General features: G+C 71.8%; 24 protein-coding genes and 2 tRNA genes. 10 read left to right on the plus strand and 16 right to left on the minus strand.

From position 1 onward, the window contains the following. Positions 1 to 75: 75 nt before the first annotated feature. From rsrA to ACFVZH_RS14120, 4 genes are all read right to left on the minus strand, one after another. Complete coding sequence (rsrA, locus tag ACFVZH_RS14105) at positions 76 to 393, minus strand: mycothiol system anti-sigma-R factor (protein ID WP_367827763.1); 318 nt, start codon at positions 391 to 393, stop codon at positions 76 to 78. Further along, positions 390 to 1,046: a sigma-70 family RNA polymerase sigma factor gene (locus ACFVZH_RS14110; RefSeq protein WP_352186978.1), complete on the minus strand. Its 657-nt coding sequence runs from the start codon at positions 1,044 to 1,046 to the stop codon at positions 390 to 392. Before ACFVZH_RS14110 ends, rsrA begins: the two co-directional genes overlap by 4 nt. Positions 1,047 to 1,298: 252 nt before the next feature. Next, on the minus strand, positions 1,299 to 1,943 hold the full coding sequence (locus tag ACFVZH_RS14115) for an alpha/beta family hydrolase (protein ID WP_384896723.1): 645 nt from the start codon (positions 1,941 to 1,943) through the stop codon (positions 1,299 to 1,301). A 33-nt stretch (positions 1,944 to 1,976) separates the two neighbouring features. Beyond that, a complete protein-coding gene (locus tag ACFVZH_RS14120; RefSeq protein ID WP_384896725.1) occupies positions 1,977 to 2,792 on the minus strand; it encodes an SOS response-associated peptidase in 816 nt (271 codons plus the stop codon). Positions 2,793 to 2,842: 50 nt separating this feature from the next. Here ACFVZH_RS14120 and ACFVZH_RS14125 point away from each other — a divergent pair, with 50 nt between their 5' ends. From ACFVZH_RS14125 to ACFVZH_RS14140, 4 genes are all read left to right on the plus strand, one after another. Continuing rightward, positions 2,843 to 3,529 (plus strand): M50 family metallopeptidase, encoded by a 687-nt coding sequence (locus tag ACFVZH_RS14125; protein WP_384896728.1) that lies wholly within the window; start codon positions 2,843 to 2,845, stop codon positions 3,527 to 3,529. Between the two features lie 20 nt (positions 3,530 to 3,549). Then, positions 3,550 to 4,881: a 3-phosphoshikimate 1-carboxyvinyltransferase gene (gene aroA, locus ACFVZH_RS14130; RefSeq protein ID WP_384896730.1), complete on the plus strand. Its 1,332-nt coding sequence runs from the start codon at positions 3,550 to 3,552 to the stop codon at positions 4,879 to 4,881. Between the two features lie 3 nt (positions 4,882 to 4,884). Beyond that, positions 4,885 to 5,898 carry a ribosome small subunit-dependent GTPase A gene (gene rsgA / locus ACFVZH_RS14135; RefSeq protein WP_384896733.1) on the plus strand — a complete coding sequence of 338 codons (1,014 nt, stop codon included), beginning with the start codon at positions 4,885 to 4,887 and terminating at the stop codon, positions 5,896 to 5,898. Positions 5,899 to 5,988: 90 nt separating this feature from the next. Next, positions 5,989 to 6,312 (plus strand): DMT family transporter, encoded by a 324-nt coding sequence (locus tag ACFVZH_RS14140; protein WP_384896736.1) that lies wholly within the window; start codon positions 5,989 to 5,991, stop codon positions 6,310 to 6,312. On the opposite strand, the gene ACFVZH_RS14145 is transcribed toward ACFVZH_RS14140, so the two are convergent. Beyond that, positions 6,204 to 6,839: a TetR family transcriptional regulator gene (locus tag ACFVZH_RS14145; protein ID WP_384896895.1), complete on the minus strand. Its 636-nt coding sequence runs from the start codon at positions 6,837 to 6,839 to the stop codon at positions 6,204 to 6,206. The two genes, ACFVZH_RS14140 and ACFVZH_RS14145, sit on opposite strands and share 109 nt — an antisense overlap. Before the next feature lie 138 nt (positions 6,840 to 6,977). On the opposite strand from ACFVZH_RS14145, the gene hisN reads away from it, so the two are divergent. Both hisN and ACFVZH_RS14155 read left to right on the plus strand, forming a co-directional pair. Next, the gene (gene hisN / locus ACFVZH_RS14150) at positions 6,978 to 7,787 is read left to right on the plus strand and encodes a histidinol-phosphatase (RefSeq protein WP_384896739.1); all 810 of its coding nucleotides are present in this window, start codon (positions 6,978 to 6,980) and stop codon (positions 7,785 to 7,787) included. Positions 7,788 to 7,927: 140 nt separating this feature from the next. Next, positions 7,928 to 8,317 carry a cyclic nucleotide-binding/CBS domain-containing protein gene (locus tag ACFVZH_RS14155; protein ID WP_384896742.1) on the plus strand — a complete coding sequence of 130 codons (390 nt, stop codon included), beginning with the start codon at positions 7,928 to 7,930 and terminating at the stop codon, positions 8,315 to 8,317. Between the two features lie 80 nt (positions 8,318 to 8,397). Here ACFVZH_RS14155 and ACFVZH_RS14160 read toward each other — a convergent pair whose 3' ends face one another. Then, entirely contained in the window at positions 8,398 to 9,867 is a 1,470-nt protein-coding gene (locus tag ACFVZH_RS14160) for a catalase (RefSeq protein WP_384896745.1), read from the minus strand. 152 nt (positions 9,868 to 10,019) lie between these two features. On the opposite strand from ACFVZH_RS14160, the gene ACFVZH_RS14165 reads away from it, so the two are divergent. Beyond that, positions 10,020 to 10,439: a Fur family transcriptional regulator gene (locus ACFVZH_RS14165; RefSeq protein WP_384896748.1), complete on the plus strand. Its 420-nt coding sequence runs from the start codon at positions 10,020 to 10,022 to the stop codon at positions 10,437 to 10,439. A gap of 122 nt (positions 10,440 to 10,561) precedes the next feature. Here the strand turns inward: ACFVZH_RS14165 and ACFVZH_RS14170 are convergent. The 4 genes from ACFVZH_RS14170 to ACFVZH_RS14185 all read right to left on the minus strand — a co-directional run bounded on the left by ACFVZH_RS14170 (position 10,562) and on the right by ACFVZH_RS14185 (position 15,898). Further along, positions 10,562 to 10,635 (minus strand) — tRNA-Met (locus tag ACFVZH_RS14170). 65 nt (positions 10,636 to 10,700) lie between these two features. Next, positions 10,701 to 12,671, minus strand: a complete 1,971-nt coding sequence (locus ACFVZH_RS14175; protein WP_384896751.1) for a tetratricopeptide repeat protein — start codon at positions 12,669 to 12,671, stop codon at positions 10,701 to 10,703. A 205-nt stretch (positions 12,672 to 12,876) separates the two neighbouring features. Continuing rightward, positions 12,877 to 12,950: transfer RNA gene (locus tag ACFVZH_RS14180), tRNA-Met, on the minus strand. A gap of 44 nt (positions 12,951 to 12,994) precedes the next feature. After that, positions 12,995 to 15,898: a UPF0182 family protein gene (locus ACFVZH_RS14185; RefSeq protein WP_384896898.1), complete on the minus strand. Its 2,904-nt coding sequence runs from the start codon at positions 15,896 to 15,898 to the stop codon at positions 12,995 to 12,997. A 135-nt stretch (positions 15,899 to 16,033) separates the two neighbouring features. On the opposite strand from ACFVZH_RS14185, the gene ACFVZH_RS14190 reads away from it, so the two are divergent. Next, positions 16,034 to 16,585: a PPA1309 family protein gene (locus tag ACFVZH_RS14190; protein WP_384896754.1), complete on the plus strand. Its 552-nt coding sequence runs from the start codon at positions 16,034 to 16,036 to the stop codon at positions 16,583 to 16,585. A 67-nt stretch (positions 16,586 to 16,652) separates the two neighbouring features. Here ACFVZH_RS14190 and ACFVZH_RS14195 read toward each other — a convergent pair whose 3' ends face one another. The 4 genes from ACFVZH_RS14195 to ACFVZH_RS14210 all read right to left on the minus strand — a co-directional run bounded on the left by ACFVZH_RS14195 (position 16,653) and on the right by ACFVZH_RS14210 (position 19,902). Next, the gene (locus ACFVZH_RS14195; RefSeq protein ID WP_384896757.1) at positions 16,653 to 17,741 is read right to left on the minus strand and encodes a PDZ domain-containing protein; all 1,089 of its coding nucleotides are present in this window, start codon (positions 17,739 to 17,741) and stop codon (positions 16,653 to 16,655) included. A gap of 65 nt (positions 17,742 to 17,806) precedes the next feature. Next, on the minus strand, positions 17,807 to 18,037 hold the full coding sequence (locus ACFVZH_RS14200) for a hypothetical protein (RefSeq protein WP_384896900.1): 231 nt from the start codon (positions 18,035 to 18,037) through the stop codon (positions 17,807 to 17,809). Between the two features lie 215 nt (positions 18,038 to 18,252). After that, a complete protein-coding gene (locus ACFVZH_RS14205) occupies positions 18,253 to 18,714 on the minus strand; it encodes a molybdenum cofactor biosynthesis protein MoaE (RefSeq protein WP_384896760.1) in 462 nt (153 codons plus the stop codon). A gap of 78 nt (positions 18,715 to 18,792) precedes the next feature. Then, positions 18,793 to 19,902 (minus strand): SDR family oxidoreductase, encoded by a 1,110-nt coding sequence (locus ACFVZH_RS14210; RefSeq protein ID WP_384896761.1) that lies wholly within the window; start codon positions 19,900 to 19,902, stop codon positions 18,793 to 18,795. 213 nt (positions 19,903 to 20,115) lie between these two features. On the opposite strand from ACFVZH_RS14210, the gene ACFVZH_RS14215 reads away from it, so the two are divergent. Then, complete coding sequence (locus ACFVZH_RS14215) at positions 20,116 to 21,552, plus strand: zinc-dependent metalloprotease (RefSeq protein ID WP_384896764.1); 1,437 nt, start codon at positions 20,116 to 20,118, stop codon at positions 21,550 to 21,552. Next, entirely contained in the window at positions 21,549 to 22,073 is a 525-nt protein-coding gene (locus ACFVZH_RS14220) for an NUDIX hydrolase (protein WP_384896767.1), read from the plus strand. Before ACFVZH_RS14215 ends, ACFVZH_RS14220 begins: the two co-directional genes overlap by 4 nt. Positions 22,074 to 22,130: 57 nt before the next feature. On the opposite strand, the gene ACFVZH_RS14225 is transcribed toward ACFVZH_RS14220, so the two are convergent. Together ACFVZH_RS14225 and ACFVZH_RS14230 are read right to left on the minus strand one after the other, a co-directional pair. Then, on the minus strand, positions 22,131 to 22,886 hold the full coding sequence (locus ACFVZH_RS14225) for an AIM24 family protein (RefSeq protein WP_384896769.1): 756 nt from the start codon (positions 22,884 to 22,886) through the stop codon (positions 22,131 to 22,133). A 19-nt stretch (positions 22,887 to 22,905) separates the two neighbouring features. Further along, positions 22,906 to 23,586, minus strand: coding sequence for an AIM24 family protein (locus ACFVZH_RS14230; RefSeq protein WP_384896772.1), 681 nt, complete (start codon positions 23,584 to 23,586; stop codon positions 22,906 to 22,908). Between the last annotated feature and the right edge of the window lie 6 nt (positions 23,587 to 23,592).

Consider the following 23,592-nt stretch of genomic DNA (forward strand, 5'->3'; position numbering starts at 1 on the left):
GTGATACAAGCTGATGTATGCGTGAGGCCGCCGCGATCGTGTCGCGGCGGCCCTGCGCTCCTCGGTACGGGAGCGCTACTCCTGCGGGGCCGGCGTCGCCGGGGCGCTCGCCGTGATGTCCTGCTCGGGCACCAGGTGCCCCGCACGGATCAGGTCGATCCGGCCCATCACCTTGGCCCTGAGGTCGGTGGGGACGTCGTCACTGCCGCAGCAGCGCTTGACGAGCTTCTTCACCGCCTGCTCCAGGCCGTACTTCTCCAGGCACGGGGAGCACTCCTCGAAGTGCACCTCGAACTTGGTGCAGTCACTGTCGGGCATCTCGTTGTCGAGGAACTCGTAGAGATGATCCAGGACCTCTGAGCAATCCGTCTCGTGCGGCTCTCCGCAGCTCATGAGCCCGAGCCTTTCAGATCGTTCGACGACTCTCCGGCGCCCGCGGGAACGAGCCCGCGGTCGCGAGCGTAGTCCTCGAGCATGCCGCGCAGCTGGCGGCGGCCCCGGTGCAGTCGGGACATCACCGTACCGATGGGTGTCCCCATGATGTCCGCGATCTCCTTGTACGCAAAGCCCTCGACATCGGCGAGATAGACGGCGATACGGAACTCCTCGGGAATCGCCTGGAGCGCTTCCTTCACATCGGAGTCGGGCAGGTGGTCGAGGGCCTGCGACTCGGCGGAGCGCAGCCCGGTCGACATGTGCGACTCGGCGCGGGCGAGCTGCCAGTCCTCGATCTCCTCGGCGGCGCTGCGCTGGGGCTCGCGCTGCTTCTTGCGGTACGAGTTGATGAAGGTGTTCGTGAGGATCCGGTACAGCCACGCCTTGAGGTTGGTGCCCTCACGGAACTGGTGGAAGGAGCCGTACGCCTTGGCATAGGTCTCCTGCACCAGGTCCTCCGCGTCCGCGGGGTTGCGCGTCATGCGCAGCGCGGCCGAGTACATCTGGTCGAGGTAGCCGAGGGCGTCCCGCTCGAAGCGCGCGTTGCGCTCCGCGGTCGTCTCCTCGGGGCCGTCGTCGGTCCCTGTGTCGGTCCCAGTGACCGGACCCACCTCCTCCAGCGCGGCGGCGAGCCCGAGGGCGGACCCGCTCGTTTCGGAGGATAGACGAGGAAGCACTCCGCCCGCCGCCCGAATCGGGGCGGCCTTGGGCGCGGGCAGCACTGTCCAGTCGAGGTCAGCGGCCTGCGCACGCTCCGGGCAGATGGTCGAACCCATGCGACGGACTCCCTCTTCCTTGCTCTCTCACCGACGCACCGAACAACAGTGGCCTCCCGCTCGGCATTCCCGGTGCGCGGCGGTGCGTCAGCGGAGTCCGGAGATCCACTCCGCGACCCCGTCGACGAGGAGACCGAGTGCCTCCTCCTGCCCGAGGGGCGCCCGCTTGGGCAGGGCGAAGCCGTGGTCCCCGTGGGGGATCTCCACGAGTGCGTACGGGCCTTCCGGGTATTCCTCGGGCCGTCCGAAGGGGTCGTTGCCGCCCTGGACGACGAGGGTCGGCAGCCCGGTGCCGAGGAGTTCGTCGGCGCGGGACCGCTCCGGCCTGCCCGGCGGGTGCAGCGGGAAGCTCAGCGCGAGGACGGCGTGCGCGCCCAGCTCGCGGCCGGTCCGGCAGGCGACCCGGGCGCCGGCACTGCGGCCGCCCGCGATCACGGGGAGGCCGGGCTCCGCGAGGGCGGGCCACACCCCGCGCCAGCCGGTGTCGAGGGTCTTCGGCGCGGGCGCCACCTTCTTGCCGGCGACCCGCCACGGCTGCTCGACGAGGGCCACCGTCACGCCCCGCGCCGGCAGCGCGTCGGCCAGCGCGCGCAGGTCGCGGGCCTCGACGCCGCCGCCGGCGCCGTGGCCGAGGGCGAGGACGGCCCACGGCCGCTTCCCCGGGTGCCAGGTGATGCGCGCCTCACCGGCGTCGGTGGCGACGGTCTCGTACTGTGTCACGTCCTTGGTCACGTCCCCATCCTGCCGTCCGTTCCCCCCGGACGGTCAGAACAGCGTGCCGATCTCCGGGCCCGCCAGCTCCGCCAGGAGTTCGGGGCCGTTGTTGCGGACGTTGCTGACGGCCGTGGCCACCGGATAGGCCCGCATCAGCCCCTCCGACGGCGGGGCGAGCAGCCCGCGCAGCTCCTCCGGGTCCGTGCGCGCCGGGGCGAGCCAGGCGTCCCAGCGCCCCTCCGTCAGCATCAGCGGCATCCGGGGGTGGATGTCGTGCAGCGAGCGCGGGCCCTCGGCCGGGGCCACGCCCAGCGGTCCGGTCTCCGCCTCGGTGGTGATCACCGAGCAGGTCACCCACCACGCGGACGCGTGCTCGGCGGGCAGCGTCGGGTCGCGCCAGAACTCGTAGAGCCCTGCCATCGCGAAGACCGAGCCGTCCGCCGGGGTCACGAAGTACGGCTGCTTCCGCGGCCGCTTCCTCTTCCCCTCGACCTCCAGGTCCCGCTCCTCCGCGCCCGTCACCCATTCGTAGTAGCCGTCGGCGGGCAGGATGCAGCGGCGGGAGGCGAACGCGTGCTTGAAGGAGGGCTTCTCGTGCAGGGTCTCCGCGCGCGCGTTGATCATCCGGGCGGCGCCCTCCGGCGACTTCGCCCAGGACGGCACGAGTCCCCACTTCAGGGCGCGCAGCTGGCGAACCGGCCGGGCCGATCCGGCGTCTTTCACAGGGCGTTCCAGAACGGCCCACACCGCTTTGGTGGGAGCCACGTTCCAGTCCGGGGCCAGGGTCTCCGCCGGCTCCCACTTCTCTATCCCGAAGATTCCGACGAGGTCCTCGGGCCGCCGACTCGCTGCAAACCGTCCGCACATACGTGCCAGACTGCCACGATCCCGCACACCACCGAGGAGCCGACCGCGAAATGACCGAGATCCTCGGCACCCAGCCCGCTCCCGACCGGTGGCTCGTCTACGTCACCGCCGCCTGCGCGCTGGCCCTCGTCGTGTTCCGCCGGCTCTGGCTGCCGGCCCGCAACGCCATCACCATCGCCCACGAGGGCGGCCACGGACTCGCCGCCCTCGCCACGGGGCGCCGCCTCGAGGCGATCCGGCTGCACTCGGACACCAGCGGGCTGACCGTGAGCCGGGGCAGCCCCACCGGCGTCGGCGTGATCCTCACCCTGGCCGCCGGATACCCCGCGGCCCCGCTGCTCGGCCTCGGCGGCGCCGCCCTGCTCGGCACCCACCACACCACCCTGCTCCTGTGGGCCGCGACCGCGCTGCTGCTCGCGATGCTGGTGATGGTCCGCAACGCGTACGGGATCCTCACCGTCGTCCTGACGGGCGCCGCCTTCCTTCTCGTCTCCTGGCTGACCGGCCCCGACGTCCAGTCGGTCTTCGCCTACGCGGTGGTGTGGTTCCTGCTCCTCGGCGGCGTCCGCCCCGCCTTCGAACTCCAGGCGAAGCGGCGTCACGGCGGCGCCCCCGACTCGGACGCCGACCAGCTCGCGCGCCTCACCCACGTGCCCGCCGGGGTGTGGCTCCTCTTCTTCCACACCGTCTCGATCTGCTGCCTGATCGGCGGCTGCCGCTGGCTCCTGCGCTTCTGACACCCCCGTACAGTGAGTCCATGACCGCTGCAGCTTCCGCGCACACCGACCCGCCCACCGACCTCTGGCCCGCCCCGTACGCCCGCGGCGCCGTCGACGCGACCGTCACCGTGCCCGGATCGAAGTCGGTCACCAACCGGGCCCTGGTGCTCGCCGCGCTCGCCTCCGAGCCCGGCTGGCTGCGCCGCCCGCTGCGCTCCCGCGACACCCTCCTGATGGCCGAGGCGCTCCGCACCCTCGGCGTGAAGATCGAGGAGGGCGTCGGCCCCGACGGCACCGGCGAGGCATGGCGGATCATCCCGTCGCCGCTGCGCGGCCCCGCGACCGTCGACGTCGGCAACGCGGGCACGGTCATGCGCTTCCTGCCCCCGGTCGCGGCCCTCGCCGACGGCCCGGTGCGCTTCGACGGCGACCCCCGCTCCCACGAGCGCCCCCTGCACGGCGTGATCGACGCGCTCCGCGCGCTCGGCGCCCGCGTCGACGACGACGGCCGGGGCGCGCTCCCCCTCACCGTGCACGGCGGCGGCGGCCTGGACGGCGGCACGGTCGAGATCGACGCCTCCTCGTCCTCCCAGTTCGTCAGCGCCCTGCTGCTGTCCGCGCCCCGCTTCAACCAGGGCGTCGAGGTACGGCACGTGGGCTCCCGACTGCCCTCGCTCCCCCACATCCGGATGACCGTCGACATGCTGCGCGCGGTCGGCGCCCAGGTCGACGAGCCGGAGCACGGCGGTGCGCCGGACGTGTGGCGGGTGGCGCCCTCCGCGCTCCGCGGCCGGGACCTGGTCGTCGAGCCGGACCTGTCCAACGCGCAGCCGTTCCTGGCGGCCGCGCTGGTGACCGGCGGCCGGGTGACCGTGCCGGACTGGCCCGCGCGGACCACCCAGCCCGGTGACGCGCTGCGGGAGATCTTCACCGAGATGGGTGGTTCCTGCGAGCTGACCGAGGCGGGCCTGACCTTCACCGGCACGGGCCGGATCCACGGCATCGACGTCGACCTCGGCGAGGTCGGCGAGCTGACCCCCGGCATCGCGGCGCTCGCGGCGCTCGCCGACTCCCCCTCCACCCTGCGCGGCGTGGCCCATCTGCGGCTCCACGAGACGGACCGCCTGGCGGCCCTCACCAAGGAGATCAACGAGCTGGGCGGCGATGTCACCGAGACCGAGGACGGTCTCCACATCCGCCCGCGCCCGCTGCACGGCGGCGTCTTCCACACGTACCACGACCACCGGATGGCGACGGCGGGCGCGCTCATCGGCCTCGCCGTCGAGGGCGTGGAGATCGAGGACGTGGCGACGACGGCGAAGACCTTGCCCGACTTCCCCGGGATGTGGACCGAAATGCTCGGGGTCTGAGCCATGCGGCGCTACGGCAAGCACACCGACGAGGACGACATCCGCCAGCGGCCCAACCGCAAGGGCACCCGTCCCCGTACGACCATCCGCCCCAAGCACGAGGACGCCGTCGAGGGCATGGTCCTCACCGTCGACCGGGGCCGGCTGACCTGTCTGGTCGACGACCGGATCATCACGGCGATGAAGGCGCGCGAGCTGGGCCGCAAGGCCGCCGTGGTCGGCGACCGGGTCTCGATCGTCGGCGACCTCTCCGGCGAGAAGGACACCCTGGCCCGGATCGTGCGGATCGGCGAGCGCAGCTCGGTCCTGCGGCGTACGGCCGACGACGACGACCCGTTCGAGCGGGTGGTCGTGGCCAACGCCGACCAGCTGGCGATCGTCACCGCGCTCGCCGACCCCGAGCCGCGCCCCCGGCTGATCGACCGCTGTCTGGTCGCCGCCTACGACGGCGGGCTCTCCCCGCTGCTCGTCCTGACCAAGTCGGACCTGGCCTCGCCGGACGCGCTCCTGGAGATGTACGGCGCGCTCGGTGTGCCCCATGTGGTCACCACCCGCGACGAGTTCGTCGACGGGGTCGCGGCCGAGCGCGTCCACGAGCATCTGAAGGGCCGGACCACCGCGTTCGTGGGCCACTCCGGCGTCGGCAAGACGACGCTGGTCAACGCCCTGGTCCCGGCGGACCGTCGGCGGACCACCGGCGTCGTCAACGCGGTGACCGGCCGCGGCCGGCACACCACCACCTCGGCGCTCGCCCTGCCGCTCGACGACAAGGAGGGCGGCTGGGTCATCGACACCCCCGGCGTGCGCTCCTTCGGTCTGCACCACGTCGATCCGTCGCGGGTGATCCTCGCCTTCCCCGACCTCGTCCCTGGCACCGAGAACTGCCCGCGCGCGTGCAGCCACGACGAGCCGGACTGCGCGCTCGATGCGTACGTGGCGGAGGGGCATGCCGATCCGGCGCGGCTGTACTCGCTGCGGCGTCTGCTCGCGACGCGGGAGCGACGCGAGGGCGACTGAGCCGCCGCGGGTTTACGGTCGGCCACCACCGGTAAGGGCATAATCGCACCAAGTGCGACGAAGCAGTCACCGACGTGGGAGGCACTGACGATGGCGTGGCTGCTGGTGGTGGTCGCCGGGATCCTGGAGACGGGCTTCGCGGTCTGTCTGAAACTCTCGCACGGCTTCACCCGGCTGTGGCCGACGATCGCCTTCGCGGCCTTCGCCCTGGGCAGCTTCGGCCTCCTCACGATCGCGCTGCGGAAGCTCGACGTGGGCCCGGCGTACGCGGTGTGGACGGGGATCGGCGCGGCCGGGACGGCGATCTACGGCATGGTCTTCCTCGGCGACGTGGTCTCCACGCTCAAGATCGTCTCGATCAGCCTGGTCATCGTGGGGGTCGTCGGACTCCAGCTCTCCGGCTCGGCGCACTGAGGGGACACCGGCGGCGCCGGTGCGACGACGTGGCTGAGGGCGAGCCGTACGGCGAGTTCGCAGACCGCGGCCCCTCGTTCCCCCGCGCAGGCCGCGGTCTGCGCGACGAGTTCGCCGGGCGCGGGCGGCCCGGCGTCGGCGCGCCGCTGGGCGGGCACGGTCGCGGGCCGGGCACCGGGCCTGGCCGGCCGGGGCTCGGGCAGCCACTCGTTCCAGGCGCCGGTGAGCAGGGCCCGCAGCACCGGCCGGGCGGCGGCGCGGGCCACGATCCACTCGGCGACGGCGGCGACGTTCCGCCCGGGCGGGGCGGGGGCGGCGAGCAGCTGCCGGACGCCCTGGAGATAGGCGTCGGCCTCCCGGCGTACGAGCGCGCGGGCGAGTCCCTCCTTGCTGCCGAACTCGTTGTAGAGGGTCTGGCGGGAGACGTGCGCGGCGGCGGCGAGGTCGGCCATGCGGATCGCGGACCAGGGCCGGTGGGTGAGCGCGGCGAGCGCGGCGTCGAGCAGGGTGTCGCGGGCGTTCGCCATCGTCACCTCCGGGAGGGAACGGTTCTCCGCCCAGCGTCGGCAGCCGCCCACCCTCTGTCAAGGGGCTCCGGCGGCCGGTCGTGGGGCGCCCGTGGACGGTTCTCCGTGCGTTCACGCCGCGGGGATAGAGTGCCGACCATGGCCGATTACCACGATGATCTGCGTCTTGCCCACGTCCTCGCGGATGCCGCCGACGCGGCCACCATGGACCGATTCCAGGCGCTGGACCTCCAGGTCGAGACCAAGCCGGACATGACCCCGGTGAGCGAGGCCGACAAGGCCGCCGAGGAGCTGATCCGCGGTCAGCTCCAGCGGGCCAGGCCGCGGGACGCGATCCTCGGCGAGGAGTACGGCGTGCAGGGCTCGGGCCCGCGCCGCTGGGTGATCGACCCGATCGACGGCACGAAGAACTACGTGCGCGGGGTGCCCGTCTGGGCGACCCTGATCGCGCTGATGGAGGCCGGGGAGACCGGGTTCCAGCCGGTGGTGGGCGTGGTGTCGGCCCCGGCGCTCGGCCGGCGCTGGTGGGCCGCGAAGGGCAGCGGCGCGTACACGGGCCGCAGCCTGGCCTCGGCGACCCGGCTCGGGGTGTCGAAGGTCGCCTCCCTGACGGACGCCTCCTTCGCGTACTCCTCGATCAGCGGCTGGGAGGAGCAGGGCCGGCTCGACGGCTTCCTGGACCTCACGCGCGCGTGCTGGCGGACCCGCGCGTACGGCGACTTCTGGCCGTACATGATGGTCGCCGAGGGTTCCGTGGACCTCTGCGCCGAGCCGGAGCTGTCGCTCTGGGACATGGCCGCGGTCGCGATCGTGGTCCAGGAGGCGGGTGGCACGTACACCGGCCTGGACGGGCGCCACGGTCCGCACAGCGGGAACGCCGCGGCCTCCAACGGACTGCTCCACGGCGAGCTGCTGAGCTACCTCAACCAGGAGAACGTGCGGGACTGAGCACGCCGCCGCACCCCCCGGGGGCGCCTCGCGCGCCCCCTTGTCGCCTCCCCTCCCCGGTGCCACGCTAAGAGTCCCCCCACTTGTGAACTTGTGAATTCCTTCTTCTTGAAGGTTTCACCAAGGAGGTGGCTCCGTCCATGCTCGTCCGTGACGCCATGAGCACCGTGGTCCTCACCATCGGCCCCGCCCACACCCTCCGGCAGGCCGCCCGCCTGATGTCGGCGCGCCGCGTCGGCGCGGCCGTCGTCCTCGACACCGACGCCGGCGGCCTCGGGATCCTCACCGAGCGCGACATCCTGAACTCCCTCGCCCGCGACCAGGACCCCGACCTCGAGACCGCCGGCTCCCACACCACCCGCGACGTCGTCTTCGCCGCGCCCGGCTGGACCCTGGCCGAGGCGGCCGAGGCCATGACGCACGGAGGCTTCCGCCACCTGGTCGTCCTCGACGACCGGGGGCCGGTCGGCATCGTCTCCGTCCGGGACATCATCCGCTGCTGGATCCCGGTGCACAGCGTCGCCGGGTGAGCGGGCCCGGCCGGTGACACGAGAGCGGGCCGGACTCCCGTACGGAAGTCCGGCCCGCTCTCTACCTACGGCAAGCGCCCTCAGCCACGCAGGGCCTGGACCGCGGCCTCCAGCCGCTTGCCGAAGTCACCGTCCGCCTGGCGGAAGTTGTCGATCGCCCGCTCGGCGATGTCGTCCCGCGAGACCTTGGCGATGAAGCCCGCCAGGTTCTCGACCAGACGGCCCTTCTCGTCCTCGGACAGCAGGCGGTAGAGGTTGCCCGCCTGCACGAAGTCGTCGTCCTCGGAGTGGACCGGCGCGGCGTGGTCGCCGGTGACACCGGTGACCGGAAGGGGCTGCCACAGCGGACGGTCCGTCTGGAAGGGACCGCCGAAGCTGTTCGGCTCGTAGTTCTTCGCGCCCTTGTGGCGGCCGTCGTAGAGGAAGCCGTCACGGGAGTTGGTGCGCGCCTCGGTGGCGTGCGGGCGGTTCACCGGCAGGTGGTCGGCGTTGATGCCGACGCGGTAGCGGTGGGCGTCGCCGTAGGCGAAGAGGCGGCCCTGGAGCATCTTGTCCGGGGACGGGCCGATGCCGGGCACGAAGTGCGCCGGGGAGAAGATCGACTGCTCGACCTCGGCGAAGATGTTCTCCGGGTTGCGGTTGAGCTCCAGCTTGCCGATCTCGATCGGCGGGTAGTCCTCGTGCGGCCACACCTTGGTGAGGTCGAACGGGTTGAAGCGGTACTCCGCCGCGTCGGCCGCGGGCATGATCTGCACCTGCACGGTCCAGGTCGGGAAGTCGCCGCGCTCGATGGCCTCGCGCAGGTCACGCTGGTGCGAGTCCGGGTCCTCGCCCGCGAGGCGGTTGGCCTCGTCCTGGGTGAGGTTCTTGATGCCCTGGTCGGTCTTGAAGTGGTACTTGACCCAGAAGACCTCGCCGGCCTCGTTGTTCCACTGGAACGTGTGCGAGCCGTAGCCGTTCATGTGGCGGTACGAGGCGGGGATGCCGCGGTCGCCGAACAGCCAGGTGACCTGGTGGGTCGACTCCGGGGAGAGGCCCCAGAAGTCCCAGACGTTGTCCGCCTCCTGCGAGCCCGAGTACGGGTCGCGCTTCTGGGTGTGGATGAAGTCCGGGAACTTGATGGCGTCCTTGATGAAGAACACCGGGGTGTTGTTGCCGACGAGGTCGTAGTTGCCCTCTTCGGTGTAGAACTTCAGCGCCCAGCCGCGCGGGTCGCGCACCGCGTCGGCCGCGCCGAGGTTGCCCGCGACGGTGGAGAAGCGGAGGAAGGTCTCGGTCTCCTTGCCGACCTCGGAGAGGAACTTCGCACGCGTCCACTGCGAGACGTCACGGGTGAGCGTGAAGGTGCCGTAGGCGCCCGCACCGCGCGCGTGGACCACGCGCTCCGGGATGCGCTCACGGTTGAAGTGGGCGAGCTTCTCGAGGAGGAGCTGGTCCTGGACGAGGACCGGACCGCCGACGCCCGCGGTCTCGCTGTTCTGGTTGTCGGCGACCGGCGCGCCGGCCTCCGTGGTGAGCGGTCCCTGCGTCACGTGCGCCTCCTGCGTCATTACTGCGAGTCCTGTCCGTCGGCCCCGGGCCCCTGTCGGGGCCCTTGGCCAATGCCGGGTTCGATCCTACGATAGACAATGTCTAAGTCAAGTGAACTTCCAAAGTCACACCCGTTCGGGGCCCCGGCCCCCTGACTGTTAGGCTGGCCCCCATGAGTGACCTGCTGGAACGACTGCGCGGACGCGGCTGGCGGATGACCGCGCAGCGGCGCGTCGTGGCCGAAGTCCTCGACGGGGACCACGTACATCTGACCGCCGACGAGGTCCACGCCCGCGCGGTGTCGCGGCTGCCCGAGATCTCGCGCGCGACGGTCTACAACACGCTCGGCGAGATGGTCACCCTCGGTGAGGTCATCGAGGTCGCGACCGACGGCCGCGCCAAGCGGTACGACCCCAACGCGCACCGGCCCCACCAGCACCTGGTCTGCGGCCGCTGCGGCGCGATCCGCGACGTCCACCCGGCGGGCGACCCGCTGGCGGACCTCCCGGACACCGAGCGCTTCGGCTTCACCATCTCGAACGTCGAGGTCACCTACCGGGGCATCTGCCCCGGCTGCGCCAGCACCGCCTGACACGTACGGAGAAGCCCCCGCCGCGGCGGGGGCTTTCCCATGTCCGGACGCGTTCCGGTACGCGAACGACGACGAAGGCCCGGATCCGAGAGAATCGGATCCGGGCCTTCGTTGCTACTGAGTAGCGGGGACAGGATTTGAACCTGCGACCTCTGGGTTATGAGCCCAGCGAGCTACCGAGCTGCTCCACCCCGCGTCGGTGAACCCAACCTTACGGGACCCCCGTCACCAGCGCAAATCCGTTAACGCGGCGCCCGACGCCTACGCGGTGAGCTCCTGATGCAGCGCCTCGCTCAGCCGGGCCGCCCGCTCGGCGACCTCCGCCGGACCCAGCTCCACCGCACGGGCACACCAGTGCCGCCCCTCGGTGAGCTCGCCCCGGCGCGCCGCCAGCAGCGCCAGCCGGAGCGCGGCGCGGCCGTGCCCGGCCCGGGCCGCCCGGGTCCACCAGAGGGCGGCCTCGCGCTCGCTGCCCTCGCGGGCGAGGAGCAGGCCGAGGTTGAAGGCGCCGTTGCGGCTGCCCGCCTCCGCCGCCTCCCGGTACCAGCGGTCGGCCTCGGCGAGGTCGCCGCGCCCGGCGGCGAGCATCCCGACCCGCACCTGGGCGCGCCGGTGCCCCTGCTGGGCGGCCCGCTCGTACCACTCCTCGCACTCGCTCTTCTCCTCCCGGGACGCGCCGAGGACGGCGGGTCCGGGGTCGGGCCGGCGCGCGTCGAGCACCGAGGCGAGCCGGAAGGCGGCCTCGGCGCTGCCGCCGCCGGCCGCGCAGCGCAGGTGCCGCTCGGCGGTCCGCTCGTCGCCGTCCCTGAGGGCGGCGATGCCCACCTGGAGGGCGGCCTCGGTGTGCCCGGCGGCCGCGGCCCGCTCGTACCAGGCCAGGGCCGTACGGTCGTCGTCGCGGCCTGCGTGGAGGATGCCCAGGTTGAAGGCGGCGTCCACGCTGCCGGCCTCGGCGGCCTTGGAGAACCAGGGCTCGGCGCCGTTGGCGTCGCCGGCCTGGAGCAGCAGGACGGCGAGCGCGTTGGCGGCCTCGCGGTGGCCCGCGTAGGCGGCGCGGCGGTACCACTGCTCGGCCTGCGGGATGCGGTCCTGGGCGGCGCAGAGCAGCCCGAGGTTGTACGCCCCGTTCACGTCGCCCGCGTCCATGGCGGCCCGGTACCACCGCTCGGCGGTCTGCTGCTCGCCGCGGGCCGCGTGGAGCGCGCCCAGCGCGTTGGCGGCGTTGCCGTCGCCGTCCTGGGCGGCGCGCAGCCACCACACGGCGGCGCTCTCCTCGTCGCCCGCGTCGCGGAGCAGGAAGCCGAGGGCGCAGGCGGCCTTGGCCTCGCCCTCCTTGGCGGAGCTGAGGTACCAGCGGCCGGCCTCCTTGAGGTCGCCGCGGTGCTCCAGGATCACGCCGAGGTGCAGCGCGGCCCGCCGGTGCCCGCGCGCGGCGGCCTGCCGGAACCACTGCTCGGCCTCGGTCGGCTCGCCCGCGGGCTCGCCGGCGGCCCGGCCGGCCGCGGGGGTCGCCGGTCCGCCGTCCGCGCCCGTGGCGGCGGCGCCGGGCACCCGGAGCCGGGTGCCGGTGTCGTGGGGGCCGCGGACGGTCTCGGTGGCGCGGCGCTCCAGGGCGAGGGCGAGGCGGAAGGCGGCCTCGCGGTGGCCCTGCTCGGCGGCGGCGCGCAGCCAGCGCTCGGCTCCGACGTCGCTGCGGTGCTCCAGGAGGTCGGCGAGGGCGTAGGCGCCGAGGGCGTGGCCCTGTTCGGCGGCCTGGCGCAGCCAGTACTCGGCGGCCGGCTCGTCGCCGCGCTCACGGTGGTGGCGGCCGAGGGCGTGGGCGGCGGGCGCGGAGCCGGCGACGGCGGCGACCCGCCACCAGCCGGCGGCCTCCTCGGCATAGCCGCGCTGGTGCAGCAGGACGCCGAGGTTGTTGGCGGCGGCCCGGTCCCCCTCGGCGGTGGCACCGCGCAGATAGGGCTCGGCCCCGTCGAGGTCGCCGCGGCGCAGCAGCAGCGCGCCGAGGGCGCTCATCGAGGCGAGGTCGCCGTGTTCGGCGGCGCGTCGGTGCCGGGCCTCGGTCTCGGTCTCGTTCTCCGTGTCGGCGTCGCCGGTGCCGGTCGTGGCGGTGGTGTCGACGACCGCATCGACGGCCTTCGCTGCCTCGATGATCTCGTCTGCGGCGTTTCTGGCGTGCCGCTGCACAAACCGCCCTGTCTCCAACAGAGTTGCCCTGTCCCCCATAAATACCATCGTCGCACCACCCGCAACCCGAGCACACCTGGTATAGCCCAGCCAGTGAGGTCACTCAGCGTTTTGTCGACATGCCCACAGAGAGACAAGTCAAACACGCCTCACGCCAACTCGCCCCCTCCGTACCGCGCTTCGGGCCCCCCGCGCAACGCCGACACACGACGAGGGCCCGGATCCTTATGGATCCGGGCCCTCGTTCTCTGAGTAGCGGGGACAGGATTTGAACCTGCGACCTCTGGGTTATGAGCCCAGCGAGCTACCGAGCTGCTCCACCCCGCGTCGGTGAACCAACAGTACCACGACGCGGAGTGGAAACCCTCAGGTCAGCCGCCCGACGGACTCGGCTTGAGCTTCGCCCCCGCCTCCGCGGCCCGCTGGAGGGCCGCCTGCAGGTCCTCCTGGGCCTTGCCGTACGCGGTCCAGTCGCCCTTCTGCAGGGCCGCCTCGCCCGCGTCGTACGCCTTCTGGGCGTCGGAGATGGCCTGCTGGAGCGCGGCGTCGTTGGAGGCCGGCGGCGGGGTCGTGCCGGGCGGCTGGGTGGTGCCCGGCGGGGTCGTCGGCGTCGTGGGCGCCTCCACCCCGAAGACGGCGTTGAGCGCCTTGGTGAGGTTGTCCTCGAACACGGTGGTGTCCTTGGTCGTGTCACCGTCCGGCTGGTCCGCGTCCACGTACGACACGGCGACCTTCTTCAGGAGCGGGTAGAGCGCGTTGCGTCCCTGGGCGTAGACCGGCTCGACGTACAGGAACCCGCCGTCGAGCGGGACGGTCAGCAGGTTGCCGTACTGGATGTCGGAGTCGGCGCCCTTCATGTCCCGGACGAAGGTGGCCACGGAGGGCAGACCGTTGAGCTTGCTCTGCACCTGGGCCGGGCCGGGCACGTCCTCGGTGACCCGCAGCAGTCTCAGCCGGCCGTACTCCTTGCTGGTGGCGTCGGCGTCGACCGCCATGAAGCCTCCCAGGTTGGGCCGTCCGTTCGGCGTGAACGTCGTCGTCAGCGAGAAGCGCTGCGCCGTGTCCCCGGGCATCTTCATGCTCAGGTAGTACGGCGGGACCGCGTTGCCGTCCTTGTTGGTCGGGTCGTCCGGCACCTGCCAGGCGTCCGAGCCGCTGTAGAACTGCGCGGGGTCGGTGACGTGGTAGCGGGTCAGCAGCTCGCGCTGGACCTTGAACATGTCCTGCGGGTAGCGCAGGTGCGCCATCAGGTCGCCCTTGATCTCCGACTTCGGCTTCACCGTGTCGGGGAACGCCTTCATCCAGGTCTTGAGGACCGGGTCCTGGGTGTCCCACTCGTAGAGGCTCACCGTGCCGTCGTAGGCGTCGACGGTGGCCTTCACCGAGTTGCGGATGTAGTTGACCTGGTTCTGCTGGGCGACGACCGCGCGCTGCTGGTTGCCGACGGTCAGCGAGTCGGCCGTGGTGTCGCCGAGCGTGGTGCGCGAGGCGTACGGGTAGCCGTTGGTCGTCGTGTAGGCGTCGATGATCCACTGGATCCGGCCGTCGACGACCGCCGGGTAGGCGTCGCCGTCGATGGTCAGCCACGGCGCGACGGCCTCGACGCGCTCCTTGGGCGTGCGGTTGTAGAGGATCCGGGAACCCTCGCCGATGGCGCCCGAGTAGAGGATCTGCGGCTCGCTGAAGGCCACCGCGTACGCGGCGCGGTTGAAGGTGCTGGAGAGGCTGACGCCGCTCTTCTCCTTGTAGCTGGTGGTCTTCTCGCCGTTCTCCTCGTAGTCCAGCTCCTTCTGCGGGCCGCCCACGATCGAGTACTGGTCGGTCTTCTCGCCGTAGTAGATCCGCTGCTGGTACGTGCCCAGCGAACCGGTCGTCGGCAGTCCGGCCTCGGTGAAGACCGGGGAGCCGTTGGCGTCCGTCTGGGTGCCCGAGGCCATGATCGCGCCATAGCCGTGGGTGTACGTGAAGTGGTCGTTGATCCAGTTCCGCTTCGGGATGCCCTTGATGTTGAGCTCACGCAGACCGACGACGGTGTCCTTGCCCAGGTAGCGGTCCACGTCCAGGGTCGTCGGGAACTGGTAGTACTTCCGCTTCTGCTCCAGCTGCTGGAACGTCGGCGACACGATGTTCGGGTCGAGGACCCGGTAGCTGGCCGCCGTGTCGGCGTCCTTGCGGAGCTGGTCCTTGGCCTTGACCGTCGACTTGCCCGAGTAGTTCTCGGGCTTCGTCGAGTCGATCGCGTACGCCTTGCGGGTCGCGTCGATGTTCTTCTGGATGTACGGCGCTTCCTTGGCCTGCTCGTTCGGCTGGACCTGGAACTTCTGCACGATGGCCGGGTACAGGCCGCCGATCAGGATCGCGGAGAGGACCATCAGGCCGAAGCCGATCACCGGCAGCTGCCAGGTGCGGCGCCAGAGCGTCGCGAAGAACAGCACGGCGCAGATCGCGGCGATGCAGAACAGGATGGTCTTCGCCGGCAGGTACGCGTTGGCGTCGACGTACCGCAGGCCCGTCCAGTTGCCGGTCGCCTTGAAGTCGCTGGACTTCACGGCCAGGCCGTACCGGTCGAGCCAGTACGCGACGGCCTTGAGCGCGACGAAGAGGCCGAGCAGCACCGAGAGGTGGCCGGTGGCCGCGGCGGTGGCACGCGCGCCCGGGCTGGTGATCCGCAGACCGCCGTACAGGTAGTGCGTGAGCGCGGCGGCGATCAGCGACAGGATGATGGCGGCGAAGCCGAACGCGAGGAGGAACCGGTACCAGGGCAGGTCGAACGCGTAGAACGACACGTCGAGCCCGAACTGCGGGTCCTTCTGGCCGAACTTCACCCCGTTGACCCACATCAGCCAGGTGCGCCACTGGCCGGACGCGGAGGCGCCGGCGATCAGGGCCACCAGGGCGGTGACCGCGAACAGCACCCACTTCTTGAACGGGGCGAGACCCATCCGGTACCGGTCGAGGCTCTGCTGCTCCAGCGACATCGCGCTGAGCGGCGGCCGCAGCCGGTACGCCAGCCAGATGTTCAGGCCGACGGCGAGCCCCATCAGCAGGCCGAAGACGGCGAAGAGCCCGATCTTGGTCCACAGCGTGGTCGTGAACACGGACGAGTAGTTGACCGAGCGGTACCAGAGCCAGTCGGTCCAGAACCCGGCGAACATGACGAACGCCATGGCCAGGACGGCCAGCACGCCGAGCGTCATGAGCAGGGTACGGGCCCGCCGGGACGGCCGGCCGACTCTCATCCTTGGCCCGGACGGGCTCCCGCCGCGGTCCGGCATCTGGAAAGCCAACGTGCGCCCCTCGATGTTGATGCGTCTGAAAGCAGGCCCCGCGATCGTAGAGCCCACTGATGCAACTTACTGAGGCTTTACCTAGTTCCCGTCTTCAGGGGAAGAGGAGGCAGGATATTGGTCATGTCCAACGATTCCCCCTCAGGCCCGGCGATGGCCGCGAGCCCCCTCACCCGCGCGGTACTCGAGATCGACGAGTACGCGTCGGGTCTCGGCTGGGACCAGCCGGCCCGTCTCTTCGCCCTCGTCGACACCGCGCGGCTGCGCGCCCAGGAGCCCAGGCTCGCCTCCCAGCTCGGCCTGGGCGACGACGCCACCGCCTACACCCCCATCGAGCAGGACAAGCTGCCCCGGGGGAAGCCGCTCGACGACTTCCTCGGCACGATCGCCTGGCCGGACGCCGTCGTCGGCTGCGCCATGACGGTGGAGCGGCTCATGCTGCCCCCGTCGGCGGAGGCCCAGGTGCCGCAGGGGCTGAGCGAGAAGCAGCTCGCCAAGTGGGTCGCCGGTCACCCCGACCGCCAGGAGGTCCGGATGACCGTGGCGGTGCTGCGCAGCGGCGCCCGCGAGGCGGCGATCCGGCTGCGCGAGAAGGACACCGCCACCGAGGTGCTGACCGGTCCCGACCTGGTGCCCGGCCTCGCCGAGGCACTCGCGGCGACCTTCGAGTCCTGAGCCGCTCCCCTACGCCGAAGGGGCGCCCGGTCCGTGTGGACGGGGCGCCCCTTCGGCGTATCGGCGCTCAGCCCTTCGAGCAGCTCGGGAGGGACCTCGTGTCGCCCGCGCGGAGCTTCTCCAGCGACTTCGTGGCGTCGTCGATGGTGTCCACCCTGACGAGGGTGAGGCCGTCGGGGGTGTCCGACGCGGCCGCCTCGCAGTTGTCGGCCGGGGTGAGGAAGTACTCGGCGCCCGCGTCGCGCGCGCCGACCAGCTTCATCTCGATGCCGCCGATCGGGCCGACCTGGCCCTTGTCGTCGATCGTTCCGGTGCCGGCGATGAAACGGCCGCCGGTGAGGCTCTCCGGGGTCAGCTTGTCGACGATGCCCAGGGCGAACATCAGGCCGGCACTGGGCCCGCCGACGTCGGCCAGGTTGATGTCGATGGTGAACGGGAAGACGTGGTCGGTGCCGGCCTGGATGCCGACGACGGCCCGGTCCCCCTCCTCCGAGGTGGTGGTCGTGATGACGATCTTCCGGGTGACGGTGGGCTCCCGGTGCGCCTTCTCCGCTGCGACCGCCTCCTTGGCGGGGACGATCGTGAACGTGACGTCCTGGCCCGGCTTGCGCTTCGTCACCTGCTTGGCGACGTCGGCCTGCTCCTTGATCGGCACGCCGTCGACGGCCTTGATCACGTCCCCCGCGTGCAGCTTGCCCTCGGCCGGGGAGCCCTTGACGACGGTGCCGACGACGACCCTGGCGACCACCGGGATGCCCAGCTCCGCGAGGGCGGCGACCTTGGCGCTCTCCTGGGACTGGCTGAACTCCTCGGCGTTCTCCTGGCTCGACTCCTCCTCGGTCTTCCCGTCCGGGTAGAGGGTGTCGTGCGGCACCACCACGTTGTCGTGGGCGAGCCATCCGTAGACGGCTTCGACGGCGTTCATCTTGTAGTCGGCGCTGGTGACGCGGACCGTCGTCATGTTGAGGTGGCCGTCGGTCGGGTAGGTCTTGCGTCCCGAGATGTGGAGGACGGGCTCTCCCCTGGCCTCGCCGAGGGTGTTGACCGTGGGGCCCGGGCTCATCTCCGCGTACGGCACCGGGATCAGAACGCCCGCGATGAGCAGACAGATCAGGACCAGGGTGGAGGCGAGCATCGTCGCGGTGCGGCGTGGCATGGAACGACAGTACGGGACTCGCCTGTGGGTGCACCGCTGGGGCGGGCCGTACGAGGCGCTTGGCGTCAGCTCGACGGCGAGGTGGTGACACCGCCTGCCGCGGCGGCCGGTTCCCGCTCGGCCCGAGCGGAATCGGGGGTCGTGGGGTGGGCGCGTTCCATCGCGTCCCGGAAGCGTGCGTAGCCGGCGAGTTCGGCCACGTCACCTATGGTCTTGTTCCTCGAAGCCCAGCTTCCCCATATCGCCGCGCCGACGACTGCGAAAAGCGGAATCAGCAACCAGGCCAGCGCTGCCATCCCGACCTCCCATCCCCAATGAGTTGATCCGCAGACTGTGTCATCTGTGAGGTCAACGCTCGCGCTTGGGGGGCGGTTACGCAAATCGGGCGTTCGGCTACGCCCTGTCGGCGCGTCGCCTTGCCGTCCCGGCCTGAACCGCAGCGGGCTTCAGCAGGCCCCCACCCTCCCCCAGCCTCCGGCCGGGGGGACCCCCAAGCCAGGGGTGGCGGGCTTCAGCAGGCCCCCACCCACTCCTCTGTGCCGTCCGAGAAGGTCTGGTGCTTCCAGATGGGGACTTCGTGCTTGAGGTCGTCGATGAGCTTGCGGCATGCCTCGAATGCCTCGCCGCGGTGGGGGCAGGAGACCGCGACGACGACCGCGATGTCGCCGACGCGCAGATCGCCGACCCGGTGGACGGCGGCCAGGGCGCGCACCGGATAGTTCGCGACGACCTTCTCGGCGACGCGCCGCAGCTCGTCCGCCGCGGTGGGGTGGCAGGAGTAGCCGAGACCGTCGACGTCCGCGCCGCCGTCGTGGTTGCGCACGGTGCCGACGAAGAGCGTCGTGCCGCCGGAGGCGTCGTCGCCGACGGCCCGGAAGACCTCGTCCACGGAGAGCGGGGTGTCACGGATCGCGAGCAGCTTGATCGGGTCGTCCGCGGCCTGCTCACCGGGGTGGTCGTGCGTCTGCGCCATGAGCCCATGGTGCCGCACGCCGCGGACATCCGGTAAGAGACCTTTCGACCTGTGGACGGAGCCCTCCGTAGGAGGGTCCTACAAGCCGCGCCGCTTCCGCATCTGGCGCACGAGCGCCGCCGTGCCGAGCAGGGCCACCGTCGCACCGGCCGCGCCCGCCGCCGTCGCGTCCTTGCGGCCCAGCCGGCGGCCGGCGACCGTGTGGCGGCCCGCGGCCTCCTCCAGGAGCGCGGTGAGGACCTCCTCGTTGGTCCACTTCGGCCGCCAGCCGGCGTCGTGCAGGCGTCCGACGCTGACCACCCAGGGGTGCATGGTGTACGCGAGGTCCCCCGCCGGGGACGGCGTGAGGCCGATCCGGTGGAGACGGGCCGCGGCGCCGAGGGCGACGGCGGAGGGCAGCTCCATGCGCCGGATCCCGGAGAGCTCCTCGACCTCCTCCTGCTCGAGCCAGCCCTCGCAGCCGACGGCGAACTCGCCCTCGACCTTCTCCAGGGCCGCGTACTCCAGGGCGCTCACCAGGTCCTCGACGTGGCAGAACTGCCAGGTGGGCCGGGATCCGGCGACGACGAGCAGCCGGGGCGACTCGAAGTAGCGGGTCAGCGCCGTGTCCGTACCGCCGACGAGGACGGCCGGGCGGACGACGGTGACGTTGAGGCCGGGGTGCGCGCGGGGCGCCCGGCGGCCGAGGCGCTCGATCTCCAGCATGTCGCCGACGCCGGTGGCCTCGGCGGTGGCCCTGAGCTCGGCGTCCTCGGAGAGCGGGATGTCGTTGTCGGGCAGGGCGCCGTAGACCATCGTGGAGGTGCACAGCACCACGCGGCGGACCCCGGCGGCCGCGGCGGCGGTCAGCACGGTCTGCGTGCCGCGCACGTTGTAGGCCGTTCGGGCGGCGGGGTCGGTCTCCAGGTCGAGATCGACGGCGAGGTGCACGACGACGTCCGCGCCGCGCAGCTTCTCGGCGATGGCCGGATCGCGCACGTCGAGGATGTGCCACTGCGCCTCGGCGACCTCGCCCCGGCGTTCGTCGATCGCGACGATGCGCTTGACCTCGTCGGAGGCGGCGAGGCGCCTGGTCAGCAGGTCTCCGACGCCGGAAGCGGCGCCGGTGACCGCGACGACGGGTCCACGCGCGGCGGACCGGGTTGAGTGGTTTCGCGCTCCGCGAACCTGAGGATCTGGGGAACTCACCGGGCGTCTCCAGCGGTTGTCTTCAGTACGTACGCCGCATGACGCGTACGGACCAGGTGGCGTCCATCCTGCCGCAGGGCACGGCCCGGCGGAGCACCGAGCCCATTTCCGGCCCGGATGTCTACGCTGGTGGTGTGCGGGTCTGTCTGACAGGCCCTGGTCGGGCAGTCGCCGTCGGCAGGAGGCCGGCGGCCCTATGAGCCGAGGAAACCTGTGAGTGACACCCCATTCGGATTCGGCCTTCCGCCGGAGGAGCCGGAGAACGGCGACGAGGGCAAGAAGAAGGACCCCGCCGGAGGTGGCCAGGGGTCCGGCGGCCAGGGCGGCAACCCGTTCGGGGCGAACCCGTTCGGCTTCGGCGGGCTCCCGGGCATGGGCGGTCCCGGCGGTGCGGACAATCCGTTCGCCGCGATGTTCGGCTCGCTGAACCCCAACGACCTGGGGGCGGCCTTCCAGCAGCTCGGGCAGATGCTGAGCTACGAGGGCGGTCCCGTGAACTGGGACATGGCCAAGCAGATCGCGCGCCAGGTGGTGGCACAGGGCACCGCCGACGGCACCAAGGACGCCAGTGTCGGCCCGGCGGAGAAGGCCGCCGTCCAGGAGGCCGTGCGCCTGGCCGACCTGTGGCTGGACGGCGTGACCTCGCTGCCCTCGGGCGCGAGCACGGCCGTGGCGTGGAGCCGTGCGGAGTGGGTCGAGGCGACGCTGCCGGCGTGGCAGCAGCTCGTGGACCCGGTCGCCGAGCGGGTCGGCACCGCGATGGGCGACGTCCTGCCGCAGGAGATGCAGGCCATGGCGGGCCCGCTGATCGGCATGATGCGCTCGATGGGCGGCGCCATGTTCGGTCAGCAGATCGGGCAGGCCGTCGGCGCGCTCGCCGGTGAGGTCGTCGGTTCGACCGATGTCGGCCTGCCGCTCGGCCCGGCGGGGCGCGCGGCGCTGCTGCCGCTGAACATCGAGGCGTTCGGCAAGGACCTGGGCGTGCCCTCGGACGAGGTGCGGCTCTACCTGGCCCTGCGCGAGGCCGCCCACCAGCGTCTCTTCGCGCACGTGCCGTGGCTGCGGGCGCACCTCTTCGGCGCGGTCGAGGGGTACGCGCGGGGCATCAAGGTCGACACCTCGAAGCTGGAGGAGGCGGTCGGCCAGCTCGACCCGACCCACCCGGAGCAGCTGCAGGAGGCCCTCCAGCAGGGCATGTTCCAGCCGGAGGACACCCCGGAGCAGAAGGCGGCCCTGGCCCGTCTGGAGACGGCGCTCGCGCTGGTCGAGGGCTGGGTGGACGCGGTGGTCCACGAGGCCGCGAAGTCCCGTCTGACCTCGGCGGACGCGCTGCGCGAGACGCTGCGCCGGCGCCGTGCCTCGGGCGGTCCCGCCGAGCAGACGTTCGCGACGCTGATCGGTCTGGAGCTGCGTCCGCGACGGCTGCGGGACGCGGCGCGCCTGTGGGCCTCGCTGACCGACGCGCGCGGGGTCGACGGCCGGGACGGTCTGTGGGAGCACCCGGACATGCTGCCGACGGCGACCGACCTGGACGACCCGGACGGCTTCGTCCACCGCGAGCACCTCGACTTCTCCGAGCTGGACAAGATGCTCGGCGAGGCGGCGGAAGGCCGCTCCGAGGACGAGGGCAAGGACGACGGCGCCCAGTGACCCTGCACGACGACGCGGTCCTCGTACTGAAGGAGTACGGGGACCAGGAGGAGCTCCGGCAGGTCTATCTGGACCACCTGTCGGCCCATCCCGACGGCATGTACAAGCCGTGCGGGGCCGGTCACCTCACCAGCAGCGCGCTGGTGGTCGACCCGTCGCGGGGCCGGGTGCTGCTGACCCTGCACAAGAAGCTGGGCATGTGGCTGCAGATGGGCGGCCACTGCGAGCCCGGTGATCCGACCGTGGAGGCGGCGGCGCTGCGCGAGGCGACGGAGGAGTCCGGGATCGCGGGCCTGACGCTGCTGCCGGGCGGTCCGGTGCGGCTCGACCGGCATCCGATTCCGGCGCCCTGCCACTGGCACCTGGACGTGCAGTACGCGGCGCTGGCGCCGGCCGGCGCGGTGGCGGAGATCAGCGAGGAGTCGCTCGACCTGCGCTGGTTCGCGTACGAGGAGGTGGCGGGCGTGGCGGACACGTCGGTGGTCCGCCTCCTGGAGGGCACGCTGGCCCGCCTGCCGTAGGAGACGGGGAAGGGGGCGGTCGCCGTGGCGGCCGCCCCCTTCCCCGTGCTCGATCGCTCAGTTCCAGGCGTTGTTCTGGTTCTGGGCGTGGGCGCCGTGCTGTCCGGCGCCGAACTGGGCGGCGATGCCCTGGCCGATGGCCGCGTGCTGCGGGGGCATGACCTCGCTGGGCTGGACCAGGGCGAAGCCCTGGCCGAGGAAGCTGAGCTCCCAGCCCTCGCCGGTATCGCCGCGCCGGCGGCGGACGCTGGAGTTGGTCGTCTGCGCCTGCATCTGGACGCGCAGCCCGGTGGACCAGGCCACGATCGCGTCCGCGTCGACACTGACGTACTTCTCGGGCGTGACCTGCATCATCAGCGGCTGCCCGGAGGTCATCAGGGCGACCTTGCCACGGCCGGAGATGTTGAGCTGGTACTTGCCGGAGCCGGAGACGCCGTACTGGCTGTCGACGGCGATGACCTCGGTGTGGAGGGTCGAGTCGAGCGCCAGGACATAGGCGCTGTCCACGGTGAGGCCCTCCTGCTCGACCTCCACGACGTGGACGTGCTGGGCGAGGTTGGCGAAGTAGACCGTGCCCTGGCCGGAGCAGCGCATCAGGTCCAGGCCCTCGCCGGTGCGGGCCTGGGCCCGCCGCTGGTTCGGGGTCTTGTACTCGCCGTCGAAGTCGACGAGTCCCTGGTACGCGACCATGGCGCCCTTGCGGGCGAGGACGTCGTCCTGCCCGGTCAGGCTGACCCGCAGCAGCTGCGGGTTCTGGATGACGTACCGCTCCTGGCTCTGCTGTTCGGCGTGGTTGAAAAGCGGGCTCTGCATGGTGTGTTCTCGCTCCCCCTCAGCCCCGGACCCGCAGGCGGTCGGTGCTGTCCTCGCTCGGCTGTACGACGACGATGCCCTGGCCCGAGAAGGCCATCTGGTATGCCTCGCCGCTGCCCCGCCCGATGAGGGAGGACGCCTTGAAGCTGCGCTTGCCCTTGACCTTGAGCGTCGGCGACCAGGCGACGAGCGCGTCGGGGTCGACGTAGGTCTCGTCCTCGCCGCGGCCGCAGTCGACGACGATCGGCGTGCCGCGCGAGGTGAGCGCGACCCAGCCGGTGCCGGCGATCTCCACGTTGAACAGGCCCTGGCCGGCGAACTTGGCGAGCCCCTTGACCCGCTCGACGCCCCACTGGAGGTGGGCGTCGAAGGCGAGCAGGTTGGTGCCGTTGACGGAGATCGAGTCGTTCTGCAGGTTGATCACGACGACGTCGGCGCCGTAGTCGGCGAGGTAGAGCAGTCCGTCGCCGGTGCACTTCATGATCGGCGTGCCCTCGCCGGTGGCCCACTGCTGGGCGACCTGGCGGACGGCGGGCGGGTTGGGCTCGTAGGTGATGAAGCCCTCGTAGGCGACCATCGAGCCGGACCGGGCGTACAGGTCCTGGCCGGAGGCCATGGCGACCTTCAGCATGGTGCGGCCGTGGTTCTCCATCCGGGCCGCGACGGGGGTCGGGGCGTAGCCCGCGAGTTGCTGGTTCATGACTTC

The sequence above is a fragment of the Streptomyces sp. NPDC059534 genome, assembly GCF_042743475.1.
Lineage (GTDB): Bacteria > Actinomycetota > Actinomycetes > Streptomycetales > Streptomycetaceae > Streptomyces.

Bases quoted from the DNA above. Each gene is read 5' to 3' on its own strand.
- ACFVZH_RS14175 (WP_384896751.1), bottom strand. From the start codon at position 12,671: ATGGTATTTATGGGGGACAGGGCAACTCTGTTGGAGACAGGGCGGTTT.
- ACFVZH_RS14155 (WP_384896742.1), top strand. From the start codon at position 7,928: ATGCTCGTCCGTGACGCCATGAGCACCGTGGTCCTCACCATCGGCCCC.
- ACFVZH_RS14195 (WP_384896757.1), bottom strand. From the start codon at position 17,741: ATGCCACGCCGCACCGCGACGATGCTCGCCTCCACCCTGGTCCTGATC.
- ACFVZH_RS14165 (WP_384896748.1), top strand. From the start codon at position 10,020: ATGAGTGACCTGCTGGAACGACTGCGCGGACGCGGCTGGCGGATGACC.
- hisN (WP_384896739.1), top strand. From the start codon at position 6,978: ATGGCCGATTACCACGATGATCTGCGTCTTGCCCACGTCCTCGCGGAT.
- ACFVZH_RS14140 (WP_384896736.1), top strand. From the start codon at position 5,989: ATGGCGTGGCTGCTGGTGGTGGTCGCCGGGATCCTGGAGACGGGCTTC.
- ACFVZH_RS14120 (WP_384896725.1), bottom strand. From the start codon at position 2,792: ATGTGCGGACGGTTTGCAGCGAGTCGGCGGCCCGAGGACCTCGTCGGA.
- rsrA (WP_367827763.1), bottom strand. From the start codon at position 393: ATGAGCTGCGGAGAGCCGCACGAGACGGATTGCTCAGAGGTCCTGGAT.
- ACFVZH_RS14190 (WP_384896754.1), top strand. From the start codon at position 16,034: ATGTCCAACGATTCCCCCTCAGGCCCGGCGATGGCCGCGAGCCCCCTC.
- ACFVZH_RS14160 (WP_384896745.1), bottom strand. From the start codon at position 9,867: ATGACGCAGGAGGCGCACGTGACGCAGGGACCGCTCACCACGGAGGCC.
- ACFVZH_RS14125 (WP_384896728.1), top strand. From the start codon at position 2,843: ATGACCGAGATCCTCGGCACCCAGCCCGCTCCCGACCGGTGGCTCGTC.
- aroA (WP_384896730.1), top strand. From the start codon at position 3,550: ATGACCGCTGCAGCTTCCGCGCACACCGACCCGCCCACCGACCTCTGG.
- ACFVZH_RS14205 (WP_384896760.1), bottom strand. From the start codon at position 18,714: ATGGCGCAGACGCACGACCACCCCGGTGAGCAGGCCGCGGACGACCCG.
- rsgA (WP_384896733.1), top strand. From the start codon at position 4,885: ATGCGGCGCTACGGCAAGCACACCGACGAGGACGACATCCGCCAGCGG.
- ACFVZH_RS14185 (WP_384896898.1), bottom strand. From the start codon at position 15,898: ATGCCGGACCGCGGCGGGAGCCCGTCCGGGCCAAGGATGAGAGTCGGC.
- ACFVZH_RS14230 (WP_384896772.1), bottom strand. From the start codon at position 23,586: ATGAACCAGCAACTCGCGGGCTACGCCCCGACCCCCGTCGCGGCCCGG.
- ACFVZH_RS14200 (WP_384896900.1), bottom strand. From the start codon at position 18,037: ATGGCAGCGCTGGCCTGGTTGCTGATTCCGCTTTTCGCAGTCGTCGGC.
- ACFVZH_RS14225 (WP_384896769.1), bottom strand. From the start codon at position 22,886: ATGCAGAGCCCGCTTTTCAACCACGCCGAACAGCAGAGCCAGGAGCGG.
- ACFVZH_RS14145 (WP_384896895.1), bottom strand. From the start codon at position 6,839: ATGGCGAACGCCCGCGACACCCTGCTCGACGCCGCGCTCGCCGCGCTC.